Genomic DNA, 26,678 nt, shown 5'->3' on the forward strand with positions numbered 1-26,678 from the left:
TATGGAGGGGGGGGTATCTAAGGCTCCCCGATGACTATGGGACAACGAGGACCACAACCACAAGCCAACGTGCTGAAACTGATGCGCGGCAATCCTGGAAAACGGCCGATCAACTTGGCCGACGGAGTAAATCCGGAGGTGGCGGTGCCGGACGCCCCGCGCCATCTCAACAAAGAGGCGCGCAAGGAATGGAAGCGCATCACCGTCGAGCTGGAAAAGTTGGGCTTGATCAGCCGTCTCGACCGTGCGGCGCTGGCGTTGTACTGCCAATCATGGGGCCGCCTGGTCGAACTGGAGACGGCTTTCGCTCGCCGGCAGGAGATGCTGGCCGAAAAATCGGAGGATCCGACAGCTGCGTACATCGATGTGGCCCCCAGCGGCTACCGGGCGCACGCCGTTGAGATCAATATCATTCGCTCGCTGCAGGACGAGGTCCACAAATTTCTGCAGAGTTTCGGGCTGTCGCCGTCAAGCCGTTCACGCGTCACGCCGTCGACCAACCAGATGGCGCTGCCTGGAATGGAAGGACAAACAGGATGGGGGCAATTTAGCAAATGACTTTCGTCGATACAGCCAATCAGTACATCGACGATGTTCTGACTGGCCGTATCGTTGCATGCAAGTGGGTCAAGTTGGCGTGCGAACGTCAACTTCGCGACCTCGACCGTGCCGCGAAAGGCGATCCAGAGTTTCCGTATCGCTTTGACGAAGAGGCGGCCGGACGCATCTGTCAGTTCATCGAACTGTTGCCGCACACGAAAGGACGATGGGCGCGGAGTCGGGAGCGCATTTCCTTGGAGCCGTGGCAGGTTTTCATTCTGACCACCGTGTTCGGTTGGCTCCATGTCGACACAGGCCTGCGTCGTTTTCGTCGAGCCTATGAAGAGGTTGCACGGAAGAACGCGAAGTCAACAAAGAGTTCCGGCATTGCCCTCTATCTGTTTGGTGCCGACAATGAGCCGGGGGCCGAGGTCTACAGTGCGGCGACCACCCGCGACCAGGCGAAGATCGTCTTTGACGATGCACGCGCCATGGCGATACGCGAACCGGAGATGTGCAGCACGCTGGCTATCGAAGTGCTGCAGAACCAGCTCCTGACAGATGACGGTAGTAAGTTCTTGCCACTGTCGGCCGAAGGCAGCACGCTCGACGGTCTCAACGTCCACGGCGGGATCATCGATGAGTTGCACGCTCACAAGACGCGTGCCGTCTTCGATGTGATCGATAGCGCGACAGGTTCGCGGGATCAGTCGTTGCTGTGGATGATCACAACCGCCGGTACGGATCGCACTGGCATTTGCTACGAGCAGCGCACACACGTCACCAAGATCCTGCAGAACATTTTTGTGGACGAAACCTTCTTCGGGATCATCTTTACCCTGGACGAAGAGGATGAGTGGGCAGACCCGAAGGTCTGGATCAAGTCGAACCCCAATCTCGGCATTTCCGTTTTCGTTGACGACCTGGAGATGGCAGTGCGCAAGGCGCTCTCCATGCCCAGCGCCGTTAACAATCTGCTGACGAAACGGCTCAACGTTTGGGTCAACGCCGACGCAGTCTGGATGGACATGCGGGCTTGGGAGCGCTGCGCCGACCGAACTCTCCAGCTCGACGACTTCGCCGGCGAGCCTTGTTGGATCGGGATGGACCTTGCGGAGAAGAGCGACTTCGCTGCTCTTGTGCTTGTGTTTGAACGGGCTGGCACGTTCTATGTGTTCACCCGCCTTTACTTGAACGAGGACGCCGTAACAAACGGAACGAACTCGCAGTACAGCGGTTGGGAGCGCGCCGGCCACATCATCGTCAACGAAGGCAATGCCACCGACTTCGATGTGATCGCCGATGACTTGCGTCGCTACTGCGAAACTTTCGACGTGCAGGAGATCCCATACGACCCGGCCATGTCTCGCTACTTCGCGACCAAGTTGGTACAGGAGGGCTTGCCGATGGTCGAGGTCAGGCAGGCGCCGATCTTCTTCACGCAACCGCTGATCCAGACAGAGAACCTTGTCCTGGAGAAGAAACTGGTGTTTGACGGCAATCCTGCGATGACCTGGATGGTCAGCAACGTGGTGGTGACCACTTCACGCTTCACCGGATTGAAGCACCCCACAAAAGAGCGCCCAGAAAACAAGATCGACGGTCCGATAGCGATGTTCCTTGCTCTCGGCCGGGCGATGCTGGGCAATGATGACGATGACGACGCGGCGGATGGATTGTAACTATGGGAATCAGAAACAGAATTGCCGGCGCGGTAGGCGGCTTCATGTCGCCTCCTGCGCTGCAAGCGAGCGCGGAGACCAGCGGCACGGCGTCGCCGGACAACTGGCTGCTGAAGTTGTTCGGAGGCGGTCGCACGACCAGCGGACAAGTGGTCACTCCGGATAGTGCATTGCGAGTGATGGCGGTGTATGCGGCGACTCGGATTCTTGCGGAATCGATGGCAAGCCTGCCAGTCAACGTGTACGAAGCGAAGGGCGGCAGTCGAAAGAAAGTGACGCAACATTCGCTGAGCGCGCTGCTGCACGACACGCCCAACCCTAGCAACACCTCGTTCGAGTTCGTCGAGATGGGGCAGGCGCACTTAGCGTTGCGCGGCAACTGCTACTCCTATGTGGAAGGCAACGCCAAGGGTGAAGTAACTGCACTCTATCCGTTGCATCCCGATAAGGTGGTGACACGCTACGACAAGTCTGCGCATCGATTTACTTACGACATCGACGGCGAGGCGAACGTGCCGGCGTCGAATGTCCTGCACATTCGGGGCTTCTCCCTGGATGGCTTGGTCGGGCTGTCCCCGATATCGCTTGCCCGCGAAACGCTGGGGCTGGCGATGGCGGCGGAGCAGGTCGGGATGGAGGCATTCTCCGAGGGCTTCGTCCCGCCGATTGTCCTTGAGGTGCAGGAGAAGGCGAACAAGGAGCAGCGGCAGACGTATCGCAAAGAGTGGGTCGACCTGACGAAGAATCGCCGTGGCGGTCCGCCGGTGATTTCCGGCGGAATGAAGCTGCACACCTTGCGCATGTCGATGGCTGACCTCCAGTTCATCGAGTCGCGCAAGTTCAGCATCACGGAAATATCTCGATTGTTCCGGGTGCCACCCCACATGCTCGCCGACTTGGAGCGCGCTACGCACTCCAACATCGAGCAGCAGTCGCTGGAGTTCTTGAAGTACACGCTAGCCCCCTGGATCAAACGATGGGAGCAGCGGATGAATCTCACGCTGCTGTCGGGCGTCGAGCGCGAGCGAGGCTTGTATATCAAGTTCAATGTTGATGCTTTGCTGCGCGGCGACATCAAGTCCCGCTTTGAGGCATACAAGATCGGGCTGGAAGGCCGCATCTTAAACGCCAACGAGTGCCGCGAGATGGAAGACCGCGACGCCTACGATGCCGGCAACGCGTTCTGGGCACCACTCAACATGGCACCGATTGAAGTTCCGCGAGCCGGAACCGGAAAGGAAAAAACATGAAGCATCCATTGTTGGCTTCGCTTGTCTTCGGCCAGGCACACATGATTGAGCCTGCCAAGCTGGACATCATCCTGCGCGTCCTGGCTGATCGCATGGACTTGTCCCTGGAGGCACCTACGATGCCGGATCCTGGATCGGTGGCGGCGATGAGCAAGGGGCCGGTCGCCGCTTTGCAGGCTAGCGCGAGCAGCAGCTGGGGCGACGCAGGTGGCGGCGTCTCGATCTTGTCGGTCGCCGGCACTCTGGTACATCGGGCTTCCGGCCTCGATGCAATGTCGGGCCTGACCAGCTACGCCAGTTTGTCTGCGCAGTTTGATGCGATGCTGAATAGCTCGCAAGTCTCGCACATCGTGCTTGATCTCAACTCACCAGGAGGGTCGGTCAACGGAGCCTTCGATTTCGCAGATGAGATCTACAACGCACGCGGCACCAAGCCCATTACCGCAATCGTTGACGAATCCGCTTATTCCGCTGCCTACGTAATCGCAAGTGCTGCCGACGAGATCGTGCTGCCGCGAACCGGCGGCGTCGGCAGCATCGGCGTAGTGGCGGCACACATGGATCGCAGTGCCGCTAATGAACGCGACGGCATCAAAGTGACCTACGTGTACGCCGGGGCGAGAAAGGCTGACGGCAATCCGCACGAGCCGTTGTCGGCGGAAGCGCAGTCCGGACTGCAGGCAGAGGTCGATCGTGTGTACGAGCTGTTCGTGGAAACGGTTGCGCGCAACCGTGGCTTGAGCGTCGACGCAGTGCGCGCAACCGAAGCTGCGGTCTATCGCGGTCCTGGTGCCGTGGATGCCAAGTTGGCCGACCGGATCAGTCCGGCGAAGGATGCCTTGCGCGATGTGCTTGGACTGTATCAATCACCGGGTGGCGGGTCAGGGCGCTTTCAGCGTGCCGCCACCGCGATGCGCATCAAAGCAATGTAGGGATTCCCCGCGAGGGGCGTGGAGGGCCGTCAGACGATGGCCCTTTTTTTATTCAATGTCAGAAAAGGAAAGTGAATATGGATTTGAAGAGTCTATTGCAAGCCCGCGCGGGGGTGCAGGCAAAGATTGCCGGGATCGCTGCGAAAGAGGCTGCCGGTACAGCCCTGTCCGCCGAGGAAATCTCGGAGTTCGGGGCGTTGTCCGCTGAGTTCGAGGCGCTGACGGACAAGATCAATCGCCTACAGGCTTCCGAGCGCATGTCGGCGGCCGTCGCCACTCCAGTGCAAAGCCCGCTGTATGCGCAACCAAAAGCTGCGGACAAGCGCAAGCCTGGCGAATCGCTGGGCATCATGGTCCGCTCGCTGATTTCCAGCAAGGGTGACGTACGTGCTGCGGCGAACTTCGCTGAAACTGAATGCCAGGCGCCGGACATCGCGGCGGCATTGAACACCACCACCAACACTGCCGGCGGCTTCATCATTCCACCCGGATATGTGCCGGAGGTGATCGAGCTGCTGCGTCCGAATAGCGTGATCCGCTCTCTGGGCGCTCGCACTATGCCGATGCCCGCCGGCACGCTGTCCATGGCAAAGATCGCATCGGGATCCAACGCCAGCTATGTTGGTGAAGGCGTCGACATCCCGAAGTCCGAGCCAACGTTCGGCAACCTGAATCTCTCAAAGAAGAAGCTGGTTGCCATGGTGCCAGTATCGAATGACCTGGTGCGCTTCAGCTCGCCGTCCGCGAACGAGATCGTCCGTGATGACATCGTGCAGGGGCTGGGTACTCGCGAAGATCAGGCGTTCATTCGCGACGACGGCACTGGCAACACGCCGAAGGGACTGCGTGCGCTTGCTATCGCTGCGAACGTGATTCCGGCAAATGCTGTCATCAATGCGCAGAACGTGAAGAACGATGCCGGCAAGCTGGAACTGGCGCTGATGGGCAAGAACGTCAAGATGATCAAACCGGGCTGGGTGTTCTCGCCCCGCACGCTGGTTTTCCTGACAAACCTGCTCGACGGCAACGGCAATCACGTGTTTCCGGAAATCGCGACAGGCAACTGGCGCGGCAAGCCGTACAAGACGACCACCAGCGTGCCGGACAACCTGGGCGACAACGGCGACGAATCGGAAATCTACCTGACCGATTTCAACGACGCAATCATCGGCGAAGCCACCGGCTTGATTATCGACGTGTCGGGCGAAGCCAGCTACGTCGAAAACGGCACGCTGGTCTCGGCATTCAGTCGCGATCAGACGGTGGTGCGCGCCATTACCGAACATGACTTCGGTCTGCGCCACGATCCGTCGACCGCTGTGCTGACCGGCGTGAAGTGGAAGCCGTAACACCTGACTAGGCGTCGGCGCGACGCCCTATGCGTTGTGCAGACGTCTGCATTTCTCAACTCACAAACGAGGTCGATATGAAATTAGTGAAGTTTCTCCAGCGCGTCGCGCCGTTCCAAGCGGGCGAAGTCGCAGGTTTTTCCGACGAAGATGCGGATCGCCTGGTAGCCAACAAGGCCGCCGAGCTGCATACACCGTCCAAGCGCAACAAGCGTGCGAACGCGGCCGGCAGTGACGGTGGTGGCAAGGATGGTGCCGGTGGTGAAGGCGGCGGCGAAGGTGGCCAGGGTGACGGCGGCCAAGGCGGCGAAGGCGGGGAAGGGGCGCAGTAATGGCGGCGAGGCTCATCACGCCGCCGGCGTCCGAGCCGGTCGGCGTCGACGAGTCTCGTTCGTGGGCAAAGATCGATGACGACGTCGACGCCGGCATTCTCGCCGTCGCGATACAAGCGGGGCGGGAAAAGGCTGAACACATCACTGGCCGCCGCCTCATCACACAAACATGGTCCGTGCGCGTCCAGCGCGGACAAGTTCTTTCGTTGCACGACCTGATGCCTGTCCGTTCGATCAAGACCGTCGACGGCGTGACTGTCGATTGGGAGGATGGGTTGCCGGCCACGGTCAGCGTTGATGCCGATATGGAGCTGCGCATCGAGTGTGGCTATGGCGAGGCGAAGGACGTTCCCGCGTCGATCAAGCTGTGGATCTGGGAGCGACTCGGTTTCCTAATCGAGCATCGCGACGCTCTCACTACCAATCAAGAATTCGCTGCGCCACGCGACTACGTCGACGGCCTGCTGGATCAATTCATTGTGCCGAGGTTGTGATGAAGGTACCGAGTATTGGCGAGTTGAATCGTCGGGTCGAGCTGCGCGAGCGTGTCGACCAGGCAGTGGCGGACAGTGATGTGGAGGCGACGTTTCCGCAGCAGCGTTTTCGCTGGGCAAAGATCGAACCCGTCGGGTCTGCGGTATATGCCGCCAGCGTTCAGATCGATAAGAAAGTCACGCACCGCATCACCGTTCGATACCTCGACGGCATCACTGATGCATTTGAGATCGTCTATCGCACGCAAGTATTTGCCGTGAAGCGAGTGTCAGACCTGAACGGGGCGCGGCGCTTCACGGTCCTGGAAGTGGAGGAAATCCAGCATGGATAAAGAGCTGGCGTTCTACATGCACATAGGTGGATTTGAAGGATTCGACAAGTCTGTCGATTTCGACAAGAAGCAGATCAGGAAGGCAATGCGGCAGGCGGGACGGATTGTCCAGGGCGGCGCGAAGAAGAGGGTAGGCAAGACTGGTGGCTCTACTGCCGGTGACTATCCTGCTCGTCGCCGAGGTCTGCTGCAGCGCTCGATCAAAACTAAAGTGTCGCGCTCCGGGTTCTTGGTTCGGGTTGCTCCGTTCATGGTGGCCGGCATGAAGGCTTATTACCCTGCCTTCCTCTTTTATGGAGCCAAGCGTAAGCCTGGTGCGCGTCGTGATCGACGATCAAAGGGGACTGGAGCAATGCGCATCGAAGCGCGTGGCAACTACATGGCCGACGAATTGAAGGACGACAGCGGCTCGATTCAACGACTACTGGAGGCGGCGTTTAGCAGCGCCCTGGTCATCAAATAAGGAGGCGCAATGAAGTTGTCCCCAATCGTCGCGCAGCTCCGATTGCGATGCTCGCTGTTCGCCGGCCGCGTGTTCGGCGGCATCGACTGGGAGTCACTGGAAGACGCTAGCAAGCTGCCCATGCCGGCTGCGTATGTGATCGTCACGGACGACGACCCTGATCCCAACAAGTACCAGAACGTGGCGGCGCAAGACGTCAAGGACGGCTTTGATGTGTGCGTCGTGCTGGAGGCTCCGGATAACAAGACCCTTGAACGTGTCGACCAGGTGCATGACGTTCGTGCCCTTCTGCATCTGGCTTTGGTCGGCTGGCCACCGATGCCCAACTATGACCCCGTCGAGTACGAAGGTGGTCAGTTGGTGCTGATCAATCGCTATCGCCTGGTGTACCGGTTCTCGTTCTCCGCTGGCTGGACTCTCGGCCGGACTAAAGGCAGTGACCCGCCTGAGACTTGGGAGGAGTGGCAACACGACGGCTTCCCCCGGCTTGAGGGGATCGATATCGACGTCGACGCGATTGATCCGATGGTCGACAAGAACCTGAAGCAGCAAGGCCCGGATGGGCGAATCGAACTAACCATGAAAGGAGATTTACCCCAATGAACCAAGTGCGCACCATTTTTGTCGTCCCCGTTGCAGGCCGGATCGTACCGGACCCGGAGCGTGGCGGCGACCTCGCGGCCGAGGGCCGTAACGTTCCACGCACGCCGTACTGGCTGCGTGCTGTCACTGCTGGCGATGTGAAAGAAACTAAGCCAGCGGCCGATAAATCCACTGCCAAAGGTAAAGCAGAATGACCGTTCCATACAACACCACGCCGGCTGATGCGCTGGTTCCTCTGTTCTACGGTGAAGTCGACAACAGTATGGCGAACAGCGGCTCGACTGCGCTGCGCAGCCTGATCGTTGCTCAGGTGAACGATGATGTTGACCTGGTGGCGAGCGCGCTCCAGATCGTGGCGCGCACCAGCGATGCCATCGCCCTCGGTGGCGACGGCTCGATGCTGGCGTCGATGCATGCGCGTTGGCGCAAGATTGACCTCGGCGGTGAGATCTGGGTCTTGCCGGTGAAGGTCGACACTGGATCAGTTGCCACCGGTAAGGTGACGCTGACCGGTACGGCGACTGAAGCTGGCCTGATCAACCTGTATATCGGTGCAACGCGCATTCGTGCATCGGTAGTCGTGGGTCAGACCGCTGCGGAAACGGCTACAACGCTCGCTGCTGCGATCAACGTGGCGACAAGTTTGCCGGTGACTGCTGCGGCGGCAAATGCCGTGGTAACGTTGTCCTGCCGCTGGAAGGGCGACACCGGCAACGATATCAAGCTGGCGGTCAACATGAAGGGTGCTGCGGCAAACGAGAAGACGCCGGCAGGCCTGACGGTCGCCATGGTCAATCCGGCCGGCGGCACTGGCTCTCCAGACCTCGCGCAGTTGTTGGCGCTGGTCGGGGACGAGCCGTTTGAGTTCATCTGCCATCCTTACTCGGATGTGAATACGCTGGATGACTTCCGCGACTGGATGAATGACAGTTCCGGTCGCTGGTCATATGCCCAGCAGTTGTGGGGGCATGTGTACACAGCGCAACGCGGCTCGCTGGGGCAACTTGTGGCGGCTGGCCGTGTGCGCAACGATGCGCACATGACCATCGCTGGATTCGAGGCGACTGCGCCCGATCCTATCTGGGAAGAGTCAGCGGCGTATTGCGCACGGCAGGCAGTGTTCCTTTCGATTGACCCTGCGCGCCCAACCCAGACCGGCGAGCTGGTCGGGTTGACGCCCGCCCCAGCCGGCCAGCGCTTCATCTGGTCTGAGTTCCAATCGCTGCTAAAAAATGGCATCGCCACTCAGAACTATGACGGCGGTTCTGTGCGCATTCAACGAGCGATCACCACCTACCAGCGCAACGCCTATGGCCAGCCGGACGATTCGTATCTGGACAGCGAAACGATGCACACCACCGGCTACGTGATGCGCTACTTGCGCTCGATCATTACCAGCAAGTACGGCCGCCATAAGTTGGCCGATGACGGCACGCGCTTCGGTGCCGGCGACGCGCTGGTGACTCCAAGCACAATCCGCGGCGAGTTGATTGCGGCGTATCAGGAGCTGGAGCGTCGCGGCATCGTGGAGAACTCTGCGCTGTTCGAGAAGTATCTGATTGTTGAGCGCGCTGCCGGCAGTCCGAATCGTCTCAACGTACTGTTCCCGCCGGACTACGTGAATCAGTTGCGCATCTTTGCGCTGCTCAATCAGTTCCGCCTGCAGTACGCCGAAGCGGCTTAACGCCAACGTCAACGCAGTATCACGGCCCGGTAAATCCGGGCCGTTTCTTTTTAGGGAGTCTCACATGGGACAAAAAACAGCGGGTACTTGCTACGTCAAAGTAGACGGTTCCCAACTGACGATTACCGGTGGCTGCGAAGCCCCGTTGATGCCCGTCAAGCGCGAAACGGTCGTTCCTGGCTTCTACAAGGAAGAAGACATGACGCCATATCTCAAGGTCGACGCCGTGCATACGCCGGACTTCCCACTGGAGAAGCTCATCAACGGCGACAACATGACCGTCACGACTGAGTTCAAGAATGGCAAGGTCTATGTCCTCGCTGGCGCGTATCTCGTCGGTGAGCCAGCGAGCGCGGGCGACGACGGCAAGATCGCTCTGGAATTTAACGGCATTAAAGGAACATGGCAATGAAGCTGAAAAAACCAATCACGGCGCATGGCGACCAGATCACCGAAATCGTGTTGAAGGAACCGACTGGCGAAGACTGCCGCGCTGTCGGCGGCCTGCCGTACTCGATTGCTAGCGACGAATCGGTGTCCATCAATACCGCCACGGCGATGAAATACATCGGACGTTGCGCCGGCATTCCGCCGTCGTCTGTCGACCAGATTTGCCCTTCCGACCTCAATACGCTGTGCTGGGAGGTTGCGGGTTTTTTCTTGAGCGAGACGTCCAAAACATAGAAGAAGTGATCGACCTGGCGTTTAACTGTGCGGAGTTCTGGCGGGTCGATCCTGAAGTGGAGCTGACCCGCTCGATCTCCACCATCATGCAGCACAACGCCCAGGCATGGCGTATCGCTCAATCAAGGAAAAACGATGGCTGATAAATTTCAATTGAAGGCGCTGATCACCGGCGTCGACAAGCTGTCGCCAACGCTTGCCGGCATCAGGAAGAACGTCGCCACGTTTCGGAAGCAATTGAAGACCAGCAGCCTGGGAGAGAAGATCTCCTTCGGCGAGCTGGTGCAAGGTGGCGCACTGGCGCTGCCGTTCATCGCAGGCGCCAAAGCTGCTATCGACTTTGAGTCAGCGATGGCTGATGTGCGCAAGGTCGTCAACTTTGATTCACCGCAGCAGTTCAAAGACATGAGCAAGGACGTATTGGATCTCTCCAAGCGCCTGCCGATGGCGGCAAAGGATATCGCCGCCATCGTCGCTGCAGGCGGACAGGCTGGCTTCGACAAGGGCGAGCTGGGACGCTTCGCGGAGGATGCCGTCAAGATGGGCGTGGCATTCGACCAGGGCGCGGGCGAAGCGGGCGAGATGATGGCGAAATGGCGCACAGCGTTTCGCATGACTCAGGACGAGGTCGTGTCGCTGGCGGACAAGATCAACTATCTCGGCAACAACGGGCCGGCGAAGGCAAAGCAGATTTCGGCCATTGTCACCCGCATCGGTCCGCTGGCAGAGGTGGCTGGCCTCGCATCTGGTCAGATCGCCGCTATGGGCGCGACACTCGCCGGCGTCGGTATTCAGGAGGATGTCGCCGCCACCGGCATGAAGAACTTCTTCCTGACTCTTACTGCAGGTGCCTCGGCCACCAAGCAGCAAAAGGAGACGTTCAAGGCGTTGCGGATGGAGCCAAAGAAGTTGGCGAAGGACATGCAGAAAGATGCGCAGGGAACGATGCTGCGCGTCCTGACTGCTATCAGCAAAGTCGATAAGTCGAAGCAGGCATCAGTGCTGCAGCAGCTTTTCGGTCGCGAATCAATCGAAGCTATCGCACCGTTGCTGACCAATCTTTCTCTGCTTACTGGCAACCTGCAGAAAGTAGGTGACGTGACGCAGTACGCCGGCTCGATGAACCAGGAGTATGCGTCGCGAGCAGCGACGACAGCAAATAACATCCAGCTGTTCACCAACCGCGTCGTCGCGTTGGGTATCAACGTAGGCAACATTCTGTTGCCGCCGTTGAATTCGTTCATGGCTGTAGCGGGTCCAATGATTGAAATGGTGGCTGGTTTGGCCTCGGCATGCCCATGGCTTACCAAGGGCATCCTCGGTGCGGCAGTCGGGTTCGGCATCCTGCGCTTGGCCGTCATTGGCGCGACGCTGGCATCGAAGCTCTTCCTGGCTGTGACGAGCCTGACTCCAATCGGTCTCGCGGTGCGCGTATTGGCGCTAGCCGCTGGCTTCCTGATCGCGAACTGGCGGTACATAGGGCCGTTCTTTGCCGCGTTGTGGGAGGGAATCAAGTCCGTATTCAGTGCGGGCTGGGAGCTGGTGAAAACCATCTTTGGCTTCTCTCCATTGGGCATGATCATCGCCAATTGGGAACCGATTGTTGCGTGGTTCAAAGGCATGTGGGAACGCATCCGACCATACGTGCAGCCGCTCATTGATGGCTTTAAATGGGTAACGGGCAACAGCGACAAGCTGAAGCCGGCGGGCGGCGTAGCGGGCCAAGGTGCGGACCCCGGCGCATGGCGGCAGCAAGTGATAGCTGGCCAGTCGGGACAGCCGCAATTGAAGGGCGACATGGTCGTGCGATTTGAGAACGCGCCGGCGGGCATGCGTGTCGACCAGGCGCAAACCAACCAGCCGGGATTATCGGTAACGCCACGTGTGGGATATCGCACGCTCGGAATGGGAACAGGAAAATGAGTGATTGGAGAAAGCGACTGCAGCCGGCGTCGTTTCGCGGTGTGCCGTTCAAGGTGGACAGCGATTCTTCGCCGGTTGGGCGCGACGTGGTGGTCCATGAGTATCCCAAGAAGGACAAGCCCTACGTTGAAGACTCCGGGCGAAAAACGAGGGTCTTTCGTTTTCCGGCTTTTGTCATCGGCCCGGATTGTTTTGATCAACGGGACAAGTTGCTGTTAGCGCTCGATACTGCAGGCTCCGGCGAGCTGGTGCATCCGTGGTACGGGCGCATGAAGGTGACTGCGAACGGCGATTGCACGGTGTCCCATGACCGTCGCGAGGGCGGTATGGTGCGCTTTGACTTGGCGTTCGTTGAGGCGGGCGAACTGGGGTTCCCCACTGTCAAGCCGAACAATGCCAAACAAGTGCAGACGTCTGCACAGGCGGTGCGTGACTCAGCATCCACCCGATTTGCTGCTGCATTGGAGCAGGTCAATATGGCCAAGGTGAAGGTCAACAACATCACCAGCAGCATTTCGTCAATGTACGCGACGATCAACAACAATCTGCGGCCGCTGACGTCGCTGTTCTCGTCGGCCAGCGGCATGATCAACAGCATCATGAACGCGCCGCAGAACATGGCGGCCATGGTGTTCGGGACATTGAGCGATCTGGAGCGAGCATTCTCCAGCTTCGGGGGTTCTGGCAGTTCCATCGGCGGCAGTTCGTCGGCGGTGCAATCCTTTGCTGCTGCGCCAGTGCCACCGGGAGCTGATGCCGGCAAGTTGCATAGCGCACTGGTTGGACTGCTGCAAGACGCATCTATCTACAACGGTCTGCTTGATACCGCGCAAGTCCCGGTAATCGCCGCGCCCGATGCGCCGGTCGGCATTCCAGATCTGGATACGCAGTTGTCGCAAGAGCCGGACGGTGCTACTGCGCCGATCACGTCCGACGTCATTGATATTCGCGACGGGCTGAACGAGGCAATCCACGTCGTGGCTATGTCGGCCTCTGGAGATCACTACCTGGTGCTGACCGACGCTCGGCAGGCTGCGAACTTGCACTTGTCGAACGTGGCGCGGGCAGGCATACGGCTGATCTCCTATTCGCCGCGTGCGACGACACCGGCTCTCGTGCTGGCCTACCGTTTGTATGCAGATGCATCGCGTGCCGGAGAAATCGTCAGTCGAAACAAATTGCGGCATCCCGGCTTCGTACCGGCGGTGCCGCTGGAAGTGGCGAGTAAATGATGAGCAATGACGACGATGTGACCCTGACCGTGAACGGATACGACTACGGCGGGTGGACGGAGGTTGACATCAATGCTGGCGTCGAACGCCAGGCACGTGACTTTTCTCTCGGCATTACATGGGAATGGCCGGGCAGCGGTGCAACGGCTGTTCGCATCAGGAAGAACGACCGCTGTGAAGTACGCATCGGGAATGACCTGGTGCTGACTGGCTACGTATTCGCTACTCCAATCGAATGGGACAAGAAGCAGATCCAGCTGACAGTCAAAGGGCGGTCGTTGACGGCCGATCTGGTGGATGCATGCCCGGACGATAAGCCTGGTCAATGGCGCAACCAGAGCATTGAAAAGATTGTCCGCGCCCTGGTAGCGCCGTATGGCATTCAGGTGGTGAATGAAGGGCGAGACGCCACGGTGGTAAAGGATCATACGGTCAAGCCAGGGGAAACGGTGTTTGAGTCAATTGACCGACTGCTGACGGTGTCTCGCCTGTTCTCCACCGATGACGGGCGGGGCCGGTTGGTGATGGCGCGGCCGGGTAGTAAGGGCTGGGCGGCCAATGCGTTGGAGCTGGGCGTCAACCTGTTGACGGGTAATGCCCCCCTCGATTTTTCGTCGGTGTTTTCTGAGTACGTTTGCAAGGGGCAGAAAAGCTCTTCCGATGACGATGAAGACAACGAGGCGAGCGCGGAGGTATCTGCAAGCGCCAAGGATGAGCGCATGGATCGCCATCGACGGCTTGTGATTCATGAGTCGGGACAGGTCAGCAAAGAACTGGCTCAGTGGCGAGCCGATTGGGAGCGTGAACATCGCATCAGTAAAGCACTGGAGGCAACGTACAGCGTCCAAGGCTGGCGGCAGTCCAATGGCCAGCTATGGCTGCCGAACCTGATGGCGCGCCTGATAGATCCCATAGCCGGTTTCGACCGCGACATGCTGATTGCGGAGGCTGGATATCACCGAAGCCGGCAGCGTGGGACGTTGACAACAATGAAGGTAGCGCCTCCAGACGGATTCGAGCCCGAGCCGAATGACAAGCGTAAGCGGCAAAAACTCAAGAAGTCGAAGGACGGCTTTGAATATTTGCTGCCTGCAGATTGGGAGAAAAATTAATGAGCGCGGATACCCTTTTGGCGCGTTGTACTGTGGTGCTGTCGAACCCGAAGTCGAAGACGCAGCGTCTGCAGGTGCGAGTCCTGGCTGGCGAGACCAAGGATGACATGGAGCTGTTTGAGCAGTATGGCATCACATCGGTGCCGCTCAACGGTGCCGGTGGCCTCGCGTTGTTCTTCGGCGGGGATCGCTCCCATGGCGTTGTGATCATGCCGGGCGATAAACGCTATCGGCCTACCGATCTGGAGCCGGGTGAGCTGGCGATCTATACGCACGAAGGCGCGAAGATCGTCATGCGCAAGGGGAAGATCATCGAGGTGGAATGCGACGAATACCGCGTAAAGACGAAAGTCTATTCCGTGGAAGCCGAGCAGACGATCTCGCTGAAGTCGTCAGCTTTTGACCTGGCCGCAGACACTGCCAAGTCGTCAGCGGCGCTGCAGGCTCCGGATGTCGTGTTGGGTGGCAAGAGCATGGTCAGCCACCGACACAACGAACACGACGGACCACAGACAGGAGGTCCGATCAATGGCTGACGCATCGGAAGACGAACGCCGAGCATTGCTGCGGCGTGCCGCGATTATCAGCTTGTTCTCGTGGCGTCGAGCGGATCCAAGCGACCAGCCCGACGACAGTGACCAGCTGGGATGGTGGGGCGATAGCTTCCCCAGCGTTGCGAACGACCAGACCGGATCCCGGCTTTACCTACTGCGGCGGCGGACGCTGGTGGAACAGACTCTGCGCGACGCCGTTGAGTACGCGCAGGAGGCACTGGCTTGGTTTGTCGAGGACGGACATGCCAGCGCCGTGACCGTGACGACAGAGCGACGCGGCACCAGTACGTTGGCGATGCGAGCGGTCATTGACCTACTCAATGACGATCCCCTGGTGCTGGAACTTGACGATATTTGGAGTGTGATACATGCCGTTTAACTCGGATTCTTTACCCGTCATCATCAAACGGTCGAGAGCGGATCTTGCTCCGGCCAGCAGCAGCGGTGCGCTGCGTCGCTCAGACGCGGAAGTACTGGCTCGGGTCCATGGCGGCACCAGCTTCGCGCTGCGCGAACATCAAAAGACAATCGCCGACGAGATGCTGCCTGACACGTGCAGCGACGAGATGATATTGCGGCAGGCGAACCTCCGGCTGCAGCGGGGTCTGCTGCCCGCGACGACGGCCGCTGGCAGCATCATATGCACCGGTCAGGCCGGCGGGGTTGTAACAGCGGGTGCGATCTATCAGACCGAGGACGGGCGGCGTGTCGTCGTGAGTGTGGACACGCCGCTGGCTGGTAACACGGTGGTTCCAGCAGTCTCCCTGGTCGCCGGTGCGGCCGGAAACATTGAGGCCGGCACCGCGCTCACTGCAGTCTCGCCGGTTGACCAGGTCAACGACGCTGCCGTGGTTGGGGGGGCGGGCATTGCCGGCGGGACCGAGCAGGAGACGACTGCGCAACTGCGGGCGAAGGTCATCCGCTCATACCGGATCGTCGCGCACGGCGGATCGGCTGACGATTACGAGACATGGGGGCTGGAAGTTCCTGGTGTTACTCGCGCCTGGTGCCGCCGCAACTGGTTCGGTCCGGGTACGGTCGGCCTGTTCATCATGTGCGACGGCAATCCGAATCCATTTCCTGATGCGGCCAAGCTCGCGGAGGCGCAGACGTACATCGAGACGGTGTATCCGGTCGGCGCGGATCTGGCGGTCTTGGCTCCCACGCCGAAGCCGGTGCATTTTGTGATTCACCCGGTTCCGGACACGGTCGCGGTGCGAGCATCTATCGATGCTGCTCTGCGAGACTTGATCTTTTCCGAAGCGGCCCTCGGTACAACGCTACTGCACACACACCAAACGCAGGCTATCAGCAACGCTACTGGCGAGGAGGATCACGGCTTGATCGCGCCGGCGGGGAATGTGGTTGCGGCACCAGGCGAGTTGATTACGTTCGGAGATATCGCATGGGCATAGCCGAAGACTATCTCGACCAGATGCGTCAGCTGCTGCCGCCTGGTCCTGCGTGGGACGTGGCGTTCGGCGACGAGGTCGACCAGGTACTGCAGGGCTTGGCTGCAGAGTTTGCCCGCGTCGACGCACGCGGCGACGATCTGCTGGCCGAGATGTATCCGGCAACTCTGCGCGAGCTGCTGACGGATTGGGAGCGCGTCATGCAGTTGCCAGATCCCTGCTTGGGTGACAGCCAAGGATTTGAAGAGCGCCGCACGGCGGTGATCCGCAGGATGATCGTCGGCGGCGGGCAAAGCGCTGTGTACTTTGAGGGGATCGCAGTGAGCATGGGGTATCCCGACGCCGAGGTGGTTCGACATCGAGCGCCGCGCTTCGGCAGTTCACGTTTCGGTCGCGACCGATTCGGTAGCTGGGCGCAGCAGTTTTTTTGGACGCTGCAGTTAGGTACGCCGCGACCAGGAGGCCGGCGCTTTGGCGTCTCCGTGTGGGGTGAGCGCTTCGGGTCTAACCCGAACGAAGGTATCGAATGTGTGGTGCGGCGATGGGCGCCTGCACACACCATCGTCAATTTTGAATACGACTGACAAGGATAAATATGGATTTTCCAAAGAGCGTAGCCGGCGTTGGTCTGGTGGATGGTAAGTTCGTCGACGAGAACAAGGCGACTGGCCAGGCGGGGTCGTTGATCCCTAGCGCGTGGGGTAATGCGGTTACCGACGAGCTTTTGAACGTGGTCCGTGCTGCCGGTCTGAATCCGGCCGAGGGCAACAATACGCAGCTCCTGCAGGCCATCGGCATTATGCTGGCCAATCAAGGATCTGCACTGAACCGCTATCCAACAGTGCCGGCGGTGAAGGGTGACGACGAAATCTACGTCCGGGGGCGTGGTGAGATGATTTGGACGGAGACCGCCTACTTTGTCGGGTATCGGTCGCCGCATTGCGGCCGCCCTGTCGACGGTCACACGAACGTCCCGTTGACCCGCGAAGTCGACGCGGTCGGTGGACTTTTGTCGAAAACGGATTACGCCGGATTGTGGGCTTATGCTCAGGAGCAAGCGTTAGTCGTGACGCAGGCTGTATGGACCGCAAACGTAGGCGCACACTACTTTGTAGACGTTTCAGGGACTCAGTTCCGTATCCCCGATCTGCGCAACATGTTCCGCCGATTTACCGGAACTGACGCTGACACTGCAAATGCAAGAACGCTGGCCACGAAACAGGCATTCACGGTCCAGACCCACTCGCACACCTTCATGGGATCTGTGCAGGCCGTCGGTGCCGGCGGCTACCCCGTACCGTATGGCGGCGGTGCGTCGAATGTGACAAATGCTGCAGGAAGTGCTGAGACCCGTCCCGTCAACACTGGCTACGCCCCTCGGCTTTACGCGTAGAGGCGCGGGGCGTAGGCCGTGTGCTTCGGAGCCGTCTCAGCGGTCCCTGTTGGCTGGACTATGCCGCCGACGTTGGCCAGGTTCGCACTGGAGCCGGACGAATACCGATTGACGCCGCCCGTATCGGATCCGCGTAGCGTGTGATCGTGGCTCTTCAACGTGTCGGCCTTGTACGAACCGAGCGTTCTTGCATTTGCAGTGACACAGTCGGCCTATGCGTGGATTCTCGGCGCATAGGCGGTGTGCCTTGGGGCCGTTTCAGCTGAGCCGGTGGTCAAGGTGTTGGCGAGCGATACATCGGACGAAAGGTCGGCAAGCGATTGAATGCCTGCGCCAATTGCATATACCGCACGTCCCCGCTGCACATGGGAGTGCGATTTAAACGTGTCGGCCTTGTAGGAACCCAAGCCCCTGGCATTTGCAGTGACGCGGTCGCTTTACGCGTGCAGCCGTGGCGCATAGGCGGTACTCACTGGACGCGTCTCTGTCGAGACGCGAGGCAGGCCCCCTGAGCCGTCCTGGGTCGCCGGGCCAATAGCGGTGGCAGGGGTAGTTGCCACGGCTATCGCAGCGTTCACAAAATCGTTGACCGTACTACCGCCCTGGTAGCTCTTATTCGAGTTTGTGGTGCTTTGATGGAGGTGACGCTGGAAGGCATCAAGCCGCCAAGTTCCGAGCGCTCTCGCATTTGCAGTGACATGGTCGGATCAAACGTAGATACGCGGGCAATAGGCTGTGTGTTTCGGTGCAGTCTCGGCCGTTCCTGTGGACGTAGTAACGATATAACCCGACAGTTCGCGCGGCGTATTGTTGTTACCTTGCGCAAAGCCGATCCCCGCTTGATTACCAGTTTGCGCACTATGGGCGTGGCTTCGAATCGAATCTAGTTTGTACGAGCCTAGCACCCTCGCATTTGCAGTGTGACTGACAGTATGTGTTTGTGACGCGCCGAAGTCGGCGTCGTTATTTATTTTTCACTTTTCAAAAGGAGCATTCATGAATCAGATCGATGTTTATCAAACGGACGCCAACAGCATCTTTACCTTCGCAGCGAAAGCCAACGAGCTGGCGCAATCGCCTGGCACATTCAACATTCCCTACGGCGCAAAGCTGACTGCGCCGCCGGCACGTCCGGCTGGAAAAGCTGCCCTCGCTGTGGGGGAGTCATGGATTCTGGTAGACGACCATAGCGCAACGGCGTTCTATCGCACGGATACGGGCGACAAGTACGAATTCAATACGGCGATCATCGTCGACGGCAGCGCCGTCATTTACAGCGGCTACGGAGAGGTGCCGGCATGGTTGACAGATGTCGAGCCGGAACCGGCGGAAGTTCCTGCAGCGGAGTAATGCTCTTGCCGAAGCTGCAGGAGCTGCTTGCGGCCGAGGGGACTGCGAGTCAGCTTTCTGGCCAGCTCCCTGCCGTCAGGATGGTAGTAGCGCAGCAGCATGCGCGTGTCGACGTTTCCGTTCACCTTAGCCAGCTCGTGGATTTGAAACACTGTCGCCATCTGCGACGTACCTTCATGGCGAGTGTCATGGAATCTCAAGTCGCGGAAATAAGCGTTGTTTGGTTTGCGGCAGTGCTTCTTGCATAGCTCTTCGTATTTGGTCCTGGCGCGTTTGCGGGCGCGTATGAATGCCCGCGTCACCGAGCCAGGCTGAATTGTGAATATGCGACCGCGCATCGGCTTGCCGACCACCCAACAACGCAGGGCTTCTTTGGCGATGGGGGTGAGTGGAACGACGCGGGAACGGCCGTTCTTGGTGTGTGGCAGTCGGACGGTGCCGTGCTGCAGGTCCAGATTCTCTCTGCAGATCCCGGTTACCTCAGACCGCCGCATGCCTGTTTCCCTTGCGACGACAAATATGGTCGGAAACTCCGGCGATCTTGTCGATCCGAGTATCCATGCGCTCTCGTCCTTCGGGCATTCTGATTCCGGTATCCCGCGCAGTCGGATCTGATCAAAGAAGCGGCGGTCACGTGCGTCATTGACTGCAGGACGGCGGACGAGCTGCACCGGATTGGCGAGCCAGTCGTATCCCCAGTCTTTCCGGATGACGGTGTACACATGGGACAAAAATGCGAGGCGACGCGTGACGGTGGATGCGGCTTTGGTGGTCAGCCAGGAGTCGCGAATCTCGATGATGTTCGTGTTCTTCACTCGCTCGACAGGACGACTGGCCAGCCGAGTAGAGAGCCATTGCTTTGCGATGGATGCTTCGGCCGCATGGCCCTTTTTTAATAACGAAATCTCCGAAAGATATCGCTTGATCGCTTGGGCGAGGGTGAGGGGGATTCGCGGGGCTTTCTGATGGAAGCTATTTTTCATTATAAAAAGCCCCGATTTTTACACTGAAATGCAGACGTCTGCACAACAACAACAAAGCCGCCTGTGTGCGGCTTTTTCTTTTGGGAGAAGAAATGCCGGAACCAATTACATCATCGTCGACCGCAGCGGGGCTGGTGATGGTCGGGGGAATTAGCGCTGTATCGCTGCTGGCCGGCTTAGACGCGGGGGCGCTTATCGGCGCCTTCGCTGGCGCTGCGGTGTTTGTCCTGCGGGCGAAGGAGATGGGGCTGCTGGTACGCAGTTTCTATTTTTTGGCATCGATGATTGCCGGCTATATCGCTTCTGCCGAGCTGGTACGTCTGACTGTAGTACACGACCGCGGCGTGGCTGCATTGGTGGCTGCTGCCCTGGTCGTGACGATCTTGAATCGCGGCATGGACTGGGCCGCGAGCATGGATTTTTCGGATCTCGTCGTCAACGTGGGCGAGTGGCTTAGCAAATGGAAAGGACCGAAGCAATGAGTTTTTATCTCCTTAAGGCATCACCCTTTGATCAGGCACTGCTGCTCCTGCAGCTTTTGATCTGCCTCGGCATCTGCGCACGCTTGCTGTTGTATCGAAAGCGCTATGCCAGTCACAAGGTCAGCATGTCGGCCATCGCGTGGGCATTGATCGTCGCCTACGGCTGGATAGCAATCCGGATTCTGACCGGCCAGTATTGCGGCCCCGTCGATCCAGGAGAGGTGGCGGCAAGCGCCGGCGTTTTGATCGCAGTGGTTCGGTCGCGTGGAAACATTGCGCGCTTTCTGATCGCAGGTTCTTATCAAGGGGTGAAGTGATGGATGAACTGAGACTGCTCCTGCAGCGCGGCAAGAGCACCAACGTAAGCACACCAGGGACATTGCACATCGACGGAAAGTTCGAGTGCCACACCTTGGAGGATATCGTCCGCGCACCAGGCGTAAAGGTCTATGGACGGACGGCTATTCCAGCGGGCATCTACGAGGTGCAGCTGACGTTCAGCCCCAAGTTCAGCCCCAAGTACGGCGGCCTGGCTATTCCTCTCCTGGTCGCAGTGGCGAACTTTTTGGGGGTGCGGATCCATTGGGGCAACAAGGCTGAAGACACCGATGGATGCATCCTGGTTGGCGATGCGCCGGCAGTCGATTGGCTGGGACAAAGCCGCGTCGCGTTTGATCGGCTCTACGCAAAGCTGCAGGCCGCCGTCGACGCCGGCAAGAAAATTACCATAGAGATTCGGGAGGCGGCATGACGCTTGAAGCGATTGGCGCAATGCTGAAGACGGTCCCGGCATGGTGCTGGAAACTGCTGCTGGTGTGTGCGGCGCTGCTCGCGGTGGAGTGGCATGGCCGGCACGCAATCCAAGTGAAATGGGATGCGGCCGACGAGGCTCGCGCCGAGTTGGCGCGGGAAGTTGGTCGCGCTCAAAAGGTGGTGGTGGCCGAGACGCAGATCAAATACCGGGATCTGATTCAACGAATCTATGTACAGGGAGAAGAAAATGAAGGGCGAGTGCAGGAGTTTGTTACGGGCGATGACAGTAAGCGCTTTGGTGTCAACGTTGGCTTTGTGCGGATGCACGACGCCGCCTGGAGTGGTGCCGATGCCGGACCTGCCGACAGCGCTGACCGTGGACCCGCCGCCATTCCGCTTGCTGACGTCGCCGCCGCCGACGTCCACAACGCCACCAGTTGCCGCGCCTGGAGGGAAATAGCACTCGGCCTGCGAGAGAACTATCGAAAGCTGCAGGAAGCTGCAGCAGCTGCGGCAAGCAGCAAATAAGACAGAGCGCCCGTTCTAGCTGCGCTAACAGCCGGAACGGGCCTCAATCCACTGATGCGACCAGTGAATCAAGCCAGGGCACTGCCACCTCGCGAGGCGGGCGTATCCTAGCACAACTGAAAGATTCACCATGGGAACACCAATTATTCCTTGGCTCGGCGGCAAGCGTCGTCTGGCCGATACTCTTATTCCACGCTTCCCGCAGCACAAATGCTACGTCGAGGTTTTTGCCGGCGGTGCTGCGCTGTATTTCTTGCGGCCGCCGGCAGAGGTGGAAGTGATTAACGACGTCAACGGCGAGCTGATCAATCTCTATCGGGTGGTCAAGAATCACCTTGAGGAATTTGTCCGGCAATTCAAGTATGCGCTGTCGAGTCGGCAGGTATTCAAGTGGCTGCAGGACACGCCGACCGAGACGCTGACGGATATTCAGCGTGCCGCTCGTTTCTTCTACCTGCAGCAGCACTGCTTCGGTGGCAAGGTCGATGGACAGACTTGGGGGACCGCAACAACAGCGCCGCCGGTCAACCTGCTGCGCATCGAGGAGAATTTATCTGCAGCGCATTTGCGCCTGGCGTCGACGTACATCGAGAATCGCGATTGGGCAAAGTGCATCGAGACCTATGATCGGCCGCACACTTTTTTCTACATGGATCCGCCGTATTGGGAGACGGCCGGCTATGGAGTGGAGTTCGGACTGGAGCAGTATGAGCGCATGGCCGGACTGATGCGGTCTATGAAGGGCAAGGCCATCCTGAGTATCAACGACCACCCTGAGATTCGGCGAGTCTTCGCTGGATTTCAGCTGGAAGAAGTCGGTATTGACTATCAGGTCGGCGGCGGTGGCAAGTCCGTGGCCAGGACGGAGCTGATCATTTATAGCTGGGACCGTGAAGCCGAACCTGCAGGACTGTTCTAATCACCGGGCTATTTGCTGACGGGGAGCGGCAACTTCAAAGGCGGGATGTCGTTCTCTTTCACAATGGTTTGAAGCGCACGGACGATGTGTTTGCAGGTGATGAAATGCACTATGCCAGCACTTTGGCTTCCCCTGATCAGCATTCCGGAAAAGCAGGGGAAGGTTACAGTGTCGTCCATATGTGAGAGTTGAAAGACTGGCGACCCACTAAACCCGTCAAAAGACGGGAAGTCTGTCGCGTTGTTTACTTCAAGTCCATGCAATCCGCTTCCTGTTTCTCCCCCTTCGATCAGGAACGCATCCGCAATCACTCCTACCGTGTGAATTTGCTTGCCAGAATATTCGCGTAGCTCATGCGGATAGCCCCTAAAGGTGTAATTGAAGTTGGGGTTCAAAATAGTAACCGTGTCATCCACGGAAATCTTCGCTGGATAATGTTCTGCGAGTAGTGTGACGTCAACCTTCTCGGCATCAATCTCCAAGATGGTGATATCGGATAGCTCCTCTTCACTTTCGTCATTTGCTATCAGTTCGAAGCGGCGACTGATCGGCAACATTTCGTCCCGTTGCGGATCGTATTGAGCCGTCAACTGCATTACCCCGTGACTACGCGCATAGGTATGAGTGGCTGTGACTACAAAGTATCGACCGTAGAAGTCAGCTATGAAGCATGTCCCCAAGACGGAAAAGGGAAAATCGGCGTGATCATTTTTTGCGAGTAGTGGACGTACACATGTGAAGACATCCATCAGCGGTCGATAATCATCCATTGGGTTCGATTTTTTTTTCATATGATGCTCAATAGTAGACGGGTACTGCTTTCGGATATACTGTGTTTTTATACAGCATTCTGTTGCCACGATGAAAGTTTCAATCTATCAAATGCGCAGGCATGGTGTTCGAATTCCTAAGCACGCTCTCTCGCGGGAGATAGCGCAGGAGGGGGAGTTGTCTATCAATACGACGCAGGACAATCGCCTCAATCGAGTCTCGAAGACAGCGAAGCTCACACACACGCGGTACGGCAGTACTTACGAGCTGATGGACGTCGATATCCTTTGGATAGAAGGGGATAATTTTGCCCTATCTGGCTTTGAGCAGAACAAGAACGAGGCCGGGGAGGTTGTCGACTACGCGCAGTCCTGGTTATGCCTGCTTGGCGTTGGGCGGCGGCTGAAGACGGAAAGTGAACTCTATGAAGAGCAACATGCGCGCCGGAACAAAAAGCCAGCGCCAGAGCCGTTTCTTGATTGGGCTGCTGCATCTGCCAAGGTGCGGGGTGGATAGCCAGCCCGAAGCAGCAGGCGCACTTGGTGTAGTCTATGGCTGCATCTGCGCATGCCCTTTCACTGTGTTGACCGTCTCCCTATGAAACTATTGAGTAACACGATCAATCAACATTACCTGCCGCAGGTTGAGCAGCGTCTAAACACGTGCAGCGCTCCTGGCGTGGATCGTCGAAAACAGAGGATCTATAAGTTTGAGATTCAGCAACGTGGCACAAGTGACGAAATCAAACTGGGGCCAGCGGCCAAGAAATTGATTGAAGGGAATCTGTCGCTCGACGACCTGTTCAGTTTTGACGTGGAGCCACGCGCAAATTTGCGGCACAACTTTGAGGCACTCTTCCAACGGTACGAGGAGCAACTTAAAACGCATACTGAGGCATTGCTAAAAAAGGCCGAAGTGCGGTCCGCTGATATTGTCGACGAACTGTTCGCGCTCTACTCAGCAAAGCTATTGAACTTCATCCGTAATCCTTATGTGATTCATAAGTCGCTGGATACGTTTAAAAGTTTTAAAAACCATCATCCGACCGATCCGGAGAGCAATCATCTCTTTCAACTGGTTTTGAATGGACGCAAGCCGCACCAGGTTGAAACGTGCAAACGCCTGGGTATTACGAATGTTCAGTATCGGGAGTGGCTTGGGATACTATTTATGTTGCTGACTGAGTTAGAGCCGGGTCAGGAAAACATGTTGGATGCTGTGGTGCGCCAAATGTTTACCGACAAAAAACAGGCGGTTTTCGTGATGATTAGCATGTACACGAAGGAGAAGTGCCTATTGTCAGATCGTTCCTTCAGCACGAATGTTTTGCAAGGCCCCGATAAAATGGGTATGGACTTCAATTTAAGACACGATGCATTCATTCGGTACGTTTTCATCAGTCGTGCGGCGTCATTGCCGCCAGACATGCATCCAGATCGAATAGCCTTTTTCGAGACGCTCGACCAACCAGTCAACGCTTTCTATGTCGTTGACGACTTGATGCAGCTTCGGGGATTCAACATGAACGTCATCAATCAGAGCCACAGCAGTGTGTTTTGCGCGGCTAAAGATGGAATCTTGTTCTAACTGACGAGGCCTGGAGCGAAGCAATTGGGGCGAGTGTCGATCAGGACCACGATTTGATTTGGGTTTACTTCAGGGATTTTTCGGGGGCATAAGGGGGTATCGAGGGGTATCCACTCCGCCTGATACCCTTGAAAGACCGTTGCTACGGCTTCTTGAAATTGGTTCGAGTCCAATCGTGCCTACCAATATTCTTGATGTTGTCGAATATTGGTATCGAAGCAGGTAGCAAGGCTTCGTAAAAACAGCATCAAAAGCAAAATCACAATGGAAGCGCAGTCCCGGCTTCCATTTTTGCTTTTTGTCTTCTGGATTTTCTCTTCGGATTTTCTCTTCTTCTCTTCCGCGCTCGATTTTTTCTTGCAGCCAAAAAAAAGCCACCGCAAGCGATGGCCTTCAGCGACAACTTCCCAACTGTTTTTATTGATTATTCGTTTTCCCCGCAGGCGCTTCGTTCGCGACCGGCGGCACCGGCACGTTCAGCACCGCATCGCGCTTGTCCAGCAGATGCCGGCGCAGGATCGCGGCCAGGCGCTTGCCGTCGCGTGCCTCCAGCGCCTTGACCATCTCGTCGTGATCGTGTGCGGCGCTGTCCCATTTTTCCGGACGGAAGTTTGACTTGAAGCGCAGCGCCTGCAGGCGGCGGTTCAGGCCGAGGTAGGTCTGGTGCAGCACCGAGTTGCGTGCGGCTTCGTTGATCTTGTTGTGGATGGCCTGGTTGCGGCTGTAATAGCCGGGCAGGTCGTTCTGCGCCTTGCAGGCCAGCATGGCGTAGTGCAGCGCCTTGATCTCGGCCACTTCCACCGGGGTGATGCGTTCGCAGGCCAGCTCGCCGGACATCGCTTCCAGGCCGCTCATGAGTTCAAAGGTTTCCCAGATCTCGGTCTCGGTCATCTTCGACACCGAGGCGCCGCGATTTGGCGAAATTTCGATCAGGCCTTCTGCGGCCAATACCTTCAACGCTTCACGCAGCGGCGTGCGCGAAATGCCCAGCGTTTCGCACAGTTCGCGTTCGTTCAGTTTGGTGCCGGGCATCAGCACTGCTTCCACGATCAGGTTGCGCAGGTGCTCGACGACGGTGTCGTGCAGGCGCTGGCGCTCCAGTTTCGGCAGGGCGGCGGGGCTGGTTTGCTGCTCGGTCTGGTCGGGCTTGCTAATCAATTCAATGGCTGAATTTTGCATTCAAAATCCTTAATTTACTGCTTGGCGCTATTTTAGCATCCAACGCTTCATTGCAAAAATACCAGCTTTTGTGTGTTGTATGGATGAAAAATATTGCCGCCAAGCGCGTGTCGGTGATCCCAAGTGCCTATATATACAGGGTTTTCTATCAAAAT

General features: G+C 58.1%; 34 protein-coding genes. 31 read left to right on the plus strand and 3 right to left on the minus strand.

Going from position 1 to position 26,678, the window contains the following annotated elements; translation table 11 throughout:
• The first annotated feature begins 30 nt into the window (after positions 1–30).
• The 24 genes from E4P32_RS02130 to E4P32_RS02240 all read left to right on the plus strand — a co-directional run bounded on the left by E4P32_RS02130 (position 31) and on the right by E4P32_RS02240 (position 19,321).
• On the plus strand, positions 31–558 hold the full coding sequence (locus E4P32_RS02130; protein WP_116433469.1) for a phage terminase small subunit P27 family: 528 nt from the start codon (positions 31–33) through the stop codon (positions 556–558).
• A complete protein-coding gene (locus E4P32_RS02135) occupies positions 555–2,222 on the plus strand; it encodes a terminase TerL endonuclease subunit (protein WP_116433468.1) in 1,668 nt (555 codons plus the stop codon). Before E4P32_RS02130 ends, E4P32_RS02135 begins: the two co-directional genes overlap by 4 nt.
• A gap of 2 nt (positions 2,223–2,224) precedes the next feature.
• A complete protein-coding gene (locus E4P32_RS02140; protein ID WP_116433467.1) occupies positions 2,225–3,472 on the plus strand; it encodes a phage portal protein in 1,248 nt (415 codons plus the stop codon).
• The gene (locus E4P32_RS02145; protein WP_116433466.1) at positions 3,469–4,404 is read left to right on the plus strand and encodes a S49 family peptidase; all 936 of its coding nucleotides are present in this window, start codon (positions 3,469–3,471) and stop codon (positions 4,402–4,404) included. Before E4P32_RS02140 ends, E4P32_RS02145 begins: the two co-directional genes overlap by 4 nt.
• Before the next feature lie 77 nt (positions 4,405–4,481).
• Positions 4,482–5,753 carry a phage major capsid protein gene (locus E4P32_RS02150; protein WP_116433465.1) on the plus strand — a complete coding sequence of 424 codons (1,272 nt, stop codon included), beginning with the start codon at positions 4,482–4,484 and terminating at the stop codon, positions 5,751–5,753.
• Between the two features lie 77 nt (positions 5,754–5,830).
• Complete coding sequence (locus tag E4P32_RS24035) at positions 5,831–6,085, plus strand: hypothetical protein (protein WP_158559710.1); 255 nt, start codon at positions 5,831–5,833, stop codon at positions 6,083–6,085.
• The gene (locus E4P32_RS02160) at positions 6,085–6,579 is read left to right on the plus strand and encodes a hypothetical protein (RefSeq protein WP_116433464.1); all 495 of its coding nucleotides are present in this window, start codon (positions 6,085–6,087) and stop codon (positions 6,577–6,579) included. Before E4P32_RS24035 ends, E4P32_RS02160 begins: the two co-directional genes overlap by 1 nt.
• A complete protein-coding gene (locus E4P32_RS02165; RefSeq protein WP_116433463.1) occupies positions 6,579–6,911 on the plus strand; it encodes a phage head closure protein in 333 nt (110 codons plus the stop codon). Before E4P32_RS02160 ends, E4P32_RS02165 begins: the two co-directional genes overlap by 1 nt.
• The gene (locus E4P32_RS02170) at positions 6,904–7,374 is read left to right on the plus strand and encodes a hypothetical protein (protein ID WP_116433462.1); all 471 of its coding nucleotides are present in this window, start codon (positions 6,904–6,906) and stop codon (positions 7,372–7,374) included. The genes E4P32_RS02165 and E4P32_RS02170 overlap by 8 nt, the downstream gene beginning before the upstream one ends.
• Positions 7,375–7,383: 9 nt before the next feature.
• Positions 7,384–7,977, plus strand: a complete 594-nt coding sequence (locus E4P32_RS02175) for a hypothetical protein (protein ID WP_116433461.1) — start codon at positions 7,384–7,386, stop codon at positions 7,975–7,977.
• Positions 7,974–8,171: a DUF2635 domain-containing protein gene (locus E4P32_RS02180; RefSeq protein ID WP_233526583.1), complete on the plus strand. Its 198-nt coding sequence runs from the start codon at positions 7,974–7,976 to the stop codon at positions 8,169–8,171. Before E4P32_RS02175 ends, E4P32_RS02180 begins: the two co-directional genes overlap by 4 nt.
• Complete coding sequence (locus tag E4P32_RS02185) at positions 8,168–9,661, plus strand: phage tail sheath subtilisin-like domain-containing protein (RefSeq protein ID WP_116433460.1); 1,494 nt, start codon at positions 8,168–8,170, stop codon at positions 9,659–9,661. The genes E4P32_RS02180 and E4P32_RS02185 overlap by 4 nt, the downstream gene beginning before the upstream one ends.
• Positions 9,662–9,725: 64 nt before the next feature.
• The gene (locus tag E4P32_RS02190; protein WP_116433459.1) at positions 9,726–10,073 is read left to right on the plus strand and encodes a phage tail tube protein; all 348 of its coding nucleotides are present in this window, start codon (positions 9,726–9,728) and stop codon (positions 10,071–10,073) included.
• On the plus strand, positions 10,070–10,345 hold the full coding sequence (locus E4P32_RS02195) for a phage tail assembly protein (RefSeq protein WP_116433458.1): 276 nt from the start codon (positions 10,070–10,072) through the stop codon (positions 10,343–10,345). The genes E4P32_RS02190 and E4P32_RS02195 overlap by 4 nt, the downstream gene beginning before the upstream one ends.
• 5 nt (positions 10,346–10,350) lie before the next feature.
• Positions 10,351–10,488 (plus strand): hypothetical protein, encoded by a 138-nt coding sequence (locus tag E4P32_RS24040; protein WP_158559709.1) that lies wholly within the window; start codon positions 10,351–10,353, stop codon positions 10,486–10,488.
• Positions 10,481–12,268, plus strand: coding sequence for a phage tail tape measure protein (locus tag E4P32_RS02200; RefSeq protein WP_116433457.1), 1,788 nt, complete (start codon positions 10,481–10,483; stop codon positions 12,266–12,268). Before E4P32_RS24040 ends, E4P32_RS02200 begins: the two co-directional genes overlap by 8 nt.
• Positions 12,265–13,500 carry a DNA circularization N-terminal domain-containing protein gene (locus E4P32_RS02205; RefSeq protein WP_116433456.1) on the plus strand — a complete coding sequence of 412 codons (1,236 nt, stop codon included), beginning with the start codon at positions 12,265–12,267 and terminating at the stop codon, positions 13,498–13,500. Before E4P32_RS02200 ends, E4P32_RS02205 begins: the two co-directional genes overlap by 4 nt.
• Positions 13,500–14,612, plus strand: a complete 1,113-nt coding sequence (locus E4P32_RS02210; RefSeq protein WP_116433944.1) for a phage baseplate assembly protein — start codon at positions 13,500–13,502, stop codon at positions 14,610–14,612. Before E4P32_RS02205 ends, E4P32_RS02210 begins: the two co-directional genes overlap by 1 nt.
• The gene (locus E4P32_RS02215) at positions 14,612–15,148 is read left to right on the plus strand and encodes a phage baseplate assembly protein V (RefSeq protein WP_116433455.1); all 537 of its coding nucleotides are present in this window, start codon (positions 14,612–14,614) and stop codon (positions 15,146–15,148) included. The genes E4P32_RS02210 and E4P32_RS02215 overlap by 1 nt, the downstream gene beginning before the upstream one ends.
• Positions 15,141–15,545, plus strand: a complete 405-nt coding sequence (locus E4P32_RS02220) for a phage GP46 family protein (RefSeq protein WP_116433454.1) — start codon at positions 15,141–15,143, stop codon at positions 15,543–15,545. Before E4P32_RS02215 ends, E4P32_RS02220 begins: the two co-directional genes overlap by 8 nt.
• Complete coding sequence (locus E4P32_RS02225; protein WP_116433453.1) at positions 15,535–16,581, plus strand: baseplate J/gp47 family protein; 1,047 nt, start codon at positions 15,535–15,537, stop codon at positions 16,579–16,581. The genes E4P32_RS02220 and E4P32_RS02225 overlap by 11 nt, the downstream gene beginning before the upstream one ends.
• Positions 16,572–17,162, plus strand: a complete 591-nt coding sequence (locus E4P32_RS02230) for a YmfQ family protein (protein WP_116433452.1) — start codon at positions 16,572–16,574, stop codon at positions 17,160–17,162. Before E4P32_RS02225 ends, E4P32_RS02230 begins: the two co-directional genes overlap by 10 nt.
• 11 nt (positions 17,163–17,173) lie before the next feature.
• Positions 17,174–17,971: a phage tail protein gene (locus E4P32_RS02235; RefSeq protein ID WP_116433451.1), complete on the plus strand. Its 798-nt coding sequence runs from the start codon at positions 17,174–17,176 to the stop codon at positions 17,969–17,971.
• A gap of 996 nt (positions 17,972–18,967) precedes the next feature.
• A complete protein-coding gene (locus E4P32_RS02240; protein ID WP_116433450.1) occupies positions 18,968–19,321 on the plus strand; it encodes a phage tail protein in 354 nt (117 codons plus the stop codon).
• On the opposite strand, the gene E4P32_RS02245 is transcribed toward E4P32_RS02240, so the two are convergent.
• Positions 19,252–20,304 carry a site-specific integrase gene (locus E4P32_RS02245; protein WP_116433449.1) on the minus strand — a complete coding sequence of 351 codons (1,053 nt, stop codon included), beginning with the start codon at positions 20,302–20,304 and terminating at the stop codon, positions 19,252–19,254. The genes E4P32_RS02240 and E4P32_RS02245 overlap by 70 nt on opposite strands.
• Positions 20,305–20,396: 92 nt before the next feature.
• On the opposite strand from E4P32_RS02245, the gene E4P32_RS02250 reads away from it, so the two are divergent.
• The 5 genes from E4P32_RS02250 to E4P32_RS02270 all read left to right on the plus strand — a co-directional run bounded on the left by E4P32_RS02250 (position 20,397) and on the right by E4P32_RS02270 (position 22,986).
• Entirely contained in the window at positions 20,397–20,786 is a 390-nt protein-coding gene (locus tag E4P32_RS02250) for a putative holin (RefSeq protein WP_116433448.1), read from the plus strand.
• Entirely contained in the window at positions 20,783–21,103 is a 321-nt protein-coding gene (locus E4P32_RS02255; RefSeq protein ID WP_158559708.1) for a phage holin family protein, read from the plus strand. Before E4P32_RS02250 ends, E4P32_RS02255 begins: the two co-directional genes overlap by 4 nt.
• A complete protein-coding gene (locus tag E4P32_RS02260; RefSeq protein ID WP_116433446.1) occupies positions 21,103–21,537 on the plus strand; it encodes a DUF5675 family protein in 435 nt (144 codons plus the stop codon). Before E4P32_RS02255 ends, E4P32_RS02260 begins: the two co-directional genes overlap by 1 nt.
• Positions 21,534–22,067, plus strand: a complete 534-nt coding sequence (locus tag E4P32_RS02265; RefSeq protein ID WP_116433445.1) for a hypothetical protein — start codon at positions 21,534–21,536, stop codon at positions 22,065–22,067. The genes E4P32_RS02260 and E4P32_RS02265 overlap by 4 nt, the downstream gene beginning before the upstream one ends.
• Before the next feature lie 130 nt (positions 22,068–22,197).
• Positions 22,198–22,986 (plus strand): DNA adenine methylase, encoded by a 789-nt coding sequence (locus E4P32_RS02270; RefSeq protein ID WP_116433444.1) that lies wholly within the window; start codon positions 22,198–22,200, stop codon positions 22,984–22,986.
• 8 nt (positions 22,987–22,994) lie between these two features.
• Here the strand turns inward: E4P32_RS02270 and E4P32_RS02275 are convergent, their stop codons facing one another.
• Positions 22,995–23,777: a hypothetical protein gene (locus E4P32_RS02275; RefSeq protein WP_116433443.1), complete on the minus strand. Its 783-nt coding sequence runs from the start codon at positions 23,775–23,777 to the stop codon at positions 22,995–22,997.
• Between the two features lie 157 nt (positions 23,778–23,934).
• Here E4P32_RS02275 and E4P32_RS02280 point away from each other — a divergent pair, with 157 nt between their 5' ends.
• Both E4P32_RS02280 and E4P32_RS02285 read left to right on the plus strand, forming a co-directional pair.
• Positions 23,935–24,273 (plus strand): hypothetical protein, encoded by a 339-nt coding sequence (locus E4P32_RS02280; protein WP_135008697.1) that lies wholly within the window; start codon positions 23,935–23,937, stop codon positions 24,271–24,273.
• Between the two features lie 81 nt (positions 24,274–24,354).
• A complete protein-coding gene (locus tag E4P32_RS02285) occupies positions 24,355–25,344 on the plus strand; it encodes a hypothetical protein (RefSeq protein WP_116433441.1) in 990 nt (329 codons plus the stop codon).
• Positions 25,345–25,761: 417 nt separating this feature from the next.
• Here the strand turns inward: E4P32_RS02285 and E4P32_RS02290 are convergent, their stop codons facing one another.
• Positions 25,762–26,523, minus strand: a complete 762-nt coding sequence (locus E4P32_RS02290) for a GntR family transcriptional regulator (RefSeq protein WP_233526582.1) — start codon at positions 26,521–26,523, stop codon at positions 25,762–25,764.
• Positions 26,524–26,678 lie beyond the last annotated feature (155 nt).

The organism is Herbaspirillum sp. 3R11, from assembly GCF_004563925.1.
In the GTDB taxonomy this organism is placed as follows: Bacteria; Pseudomonadota; Gammaproteobacteria; order Burkholderiales; family Burkholderiaceae_D; genus Herbaspirillum.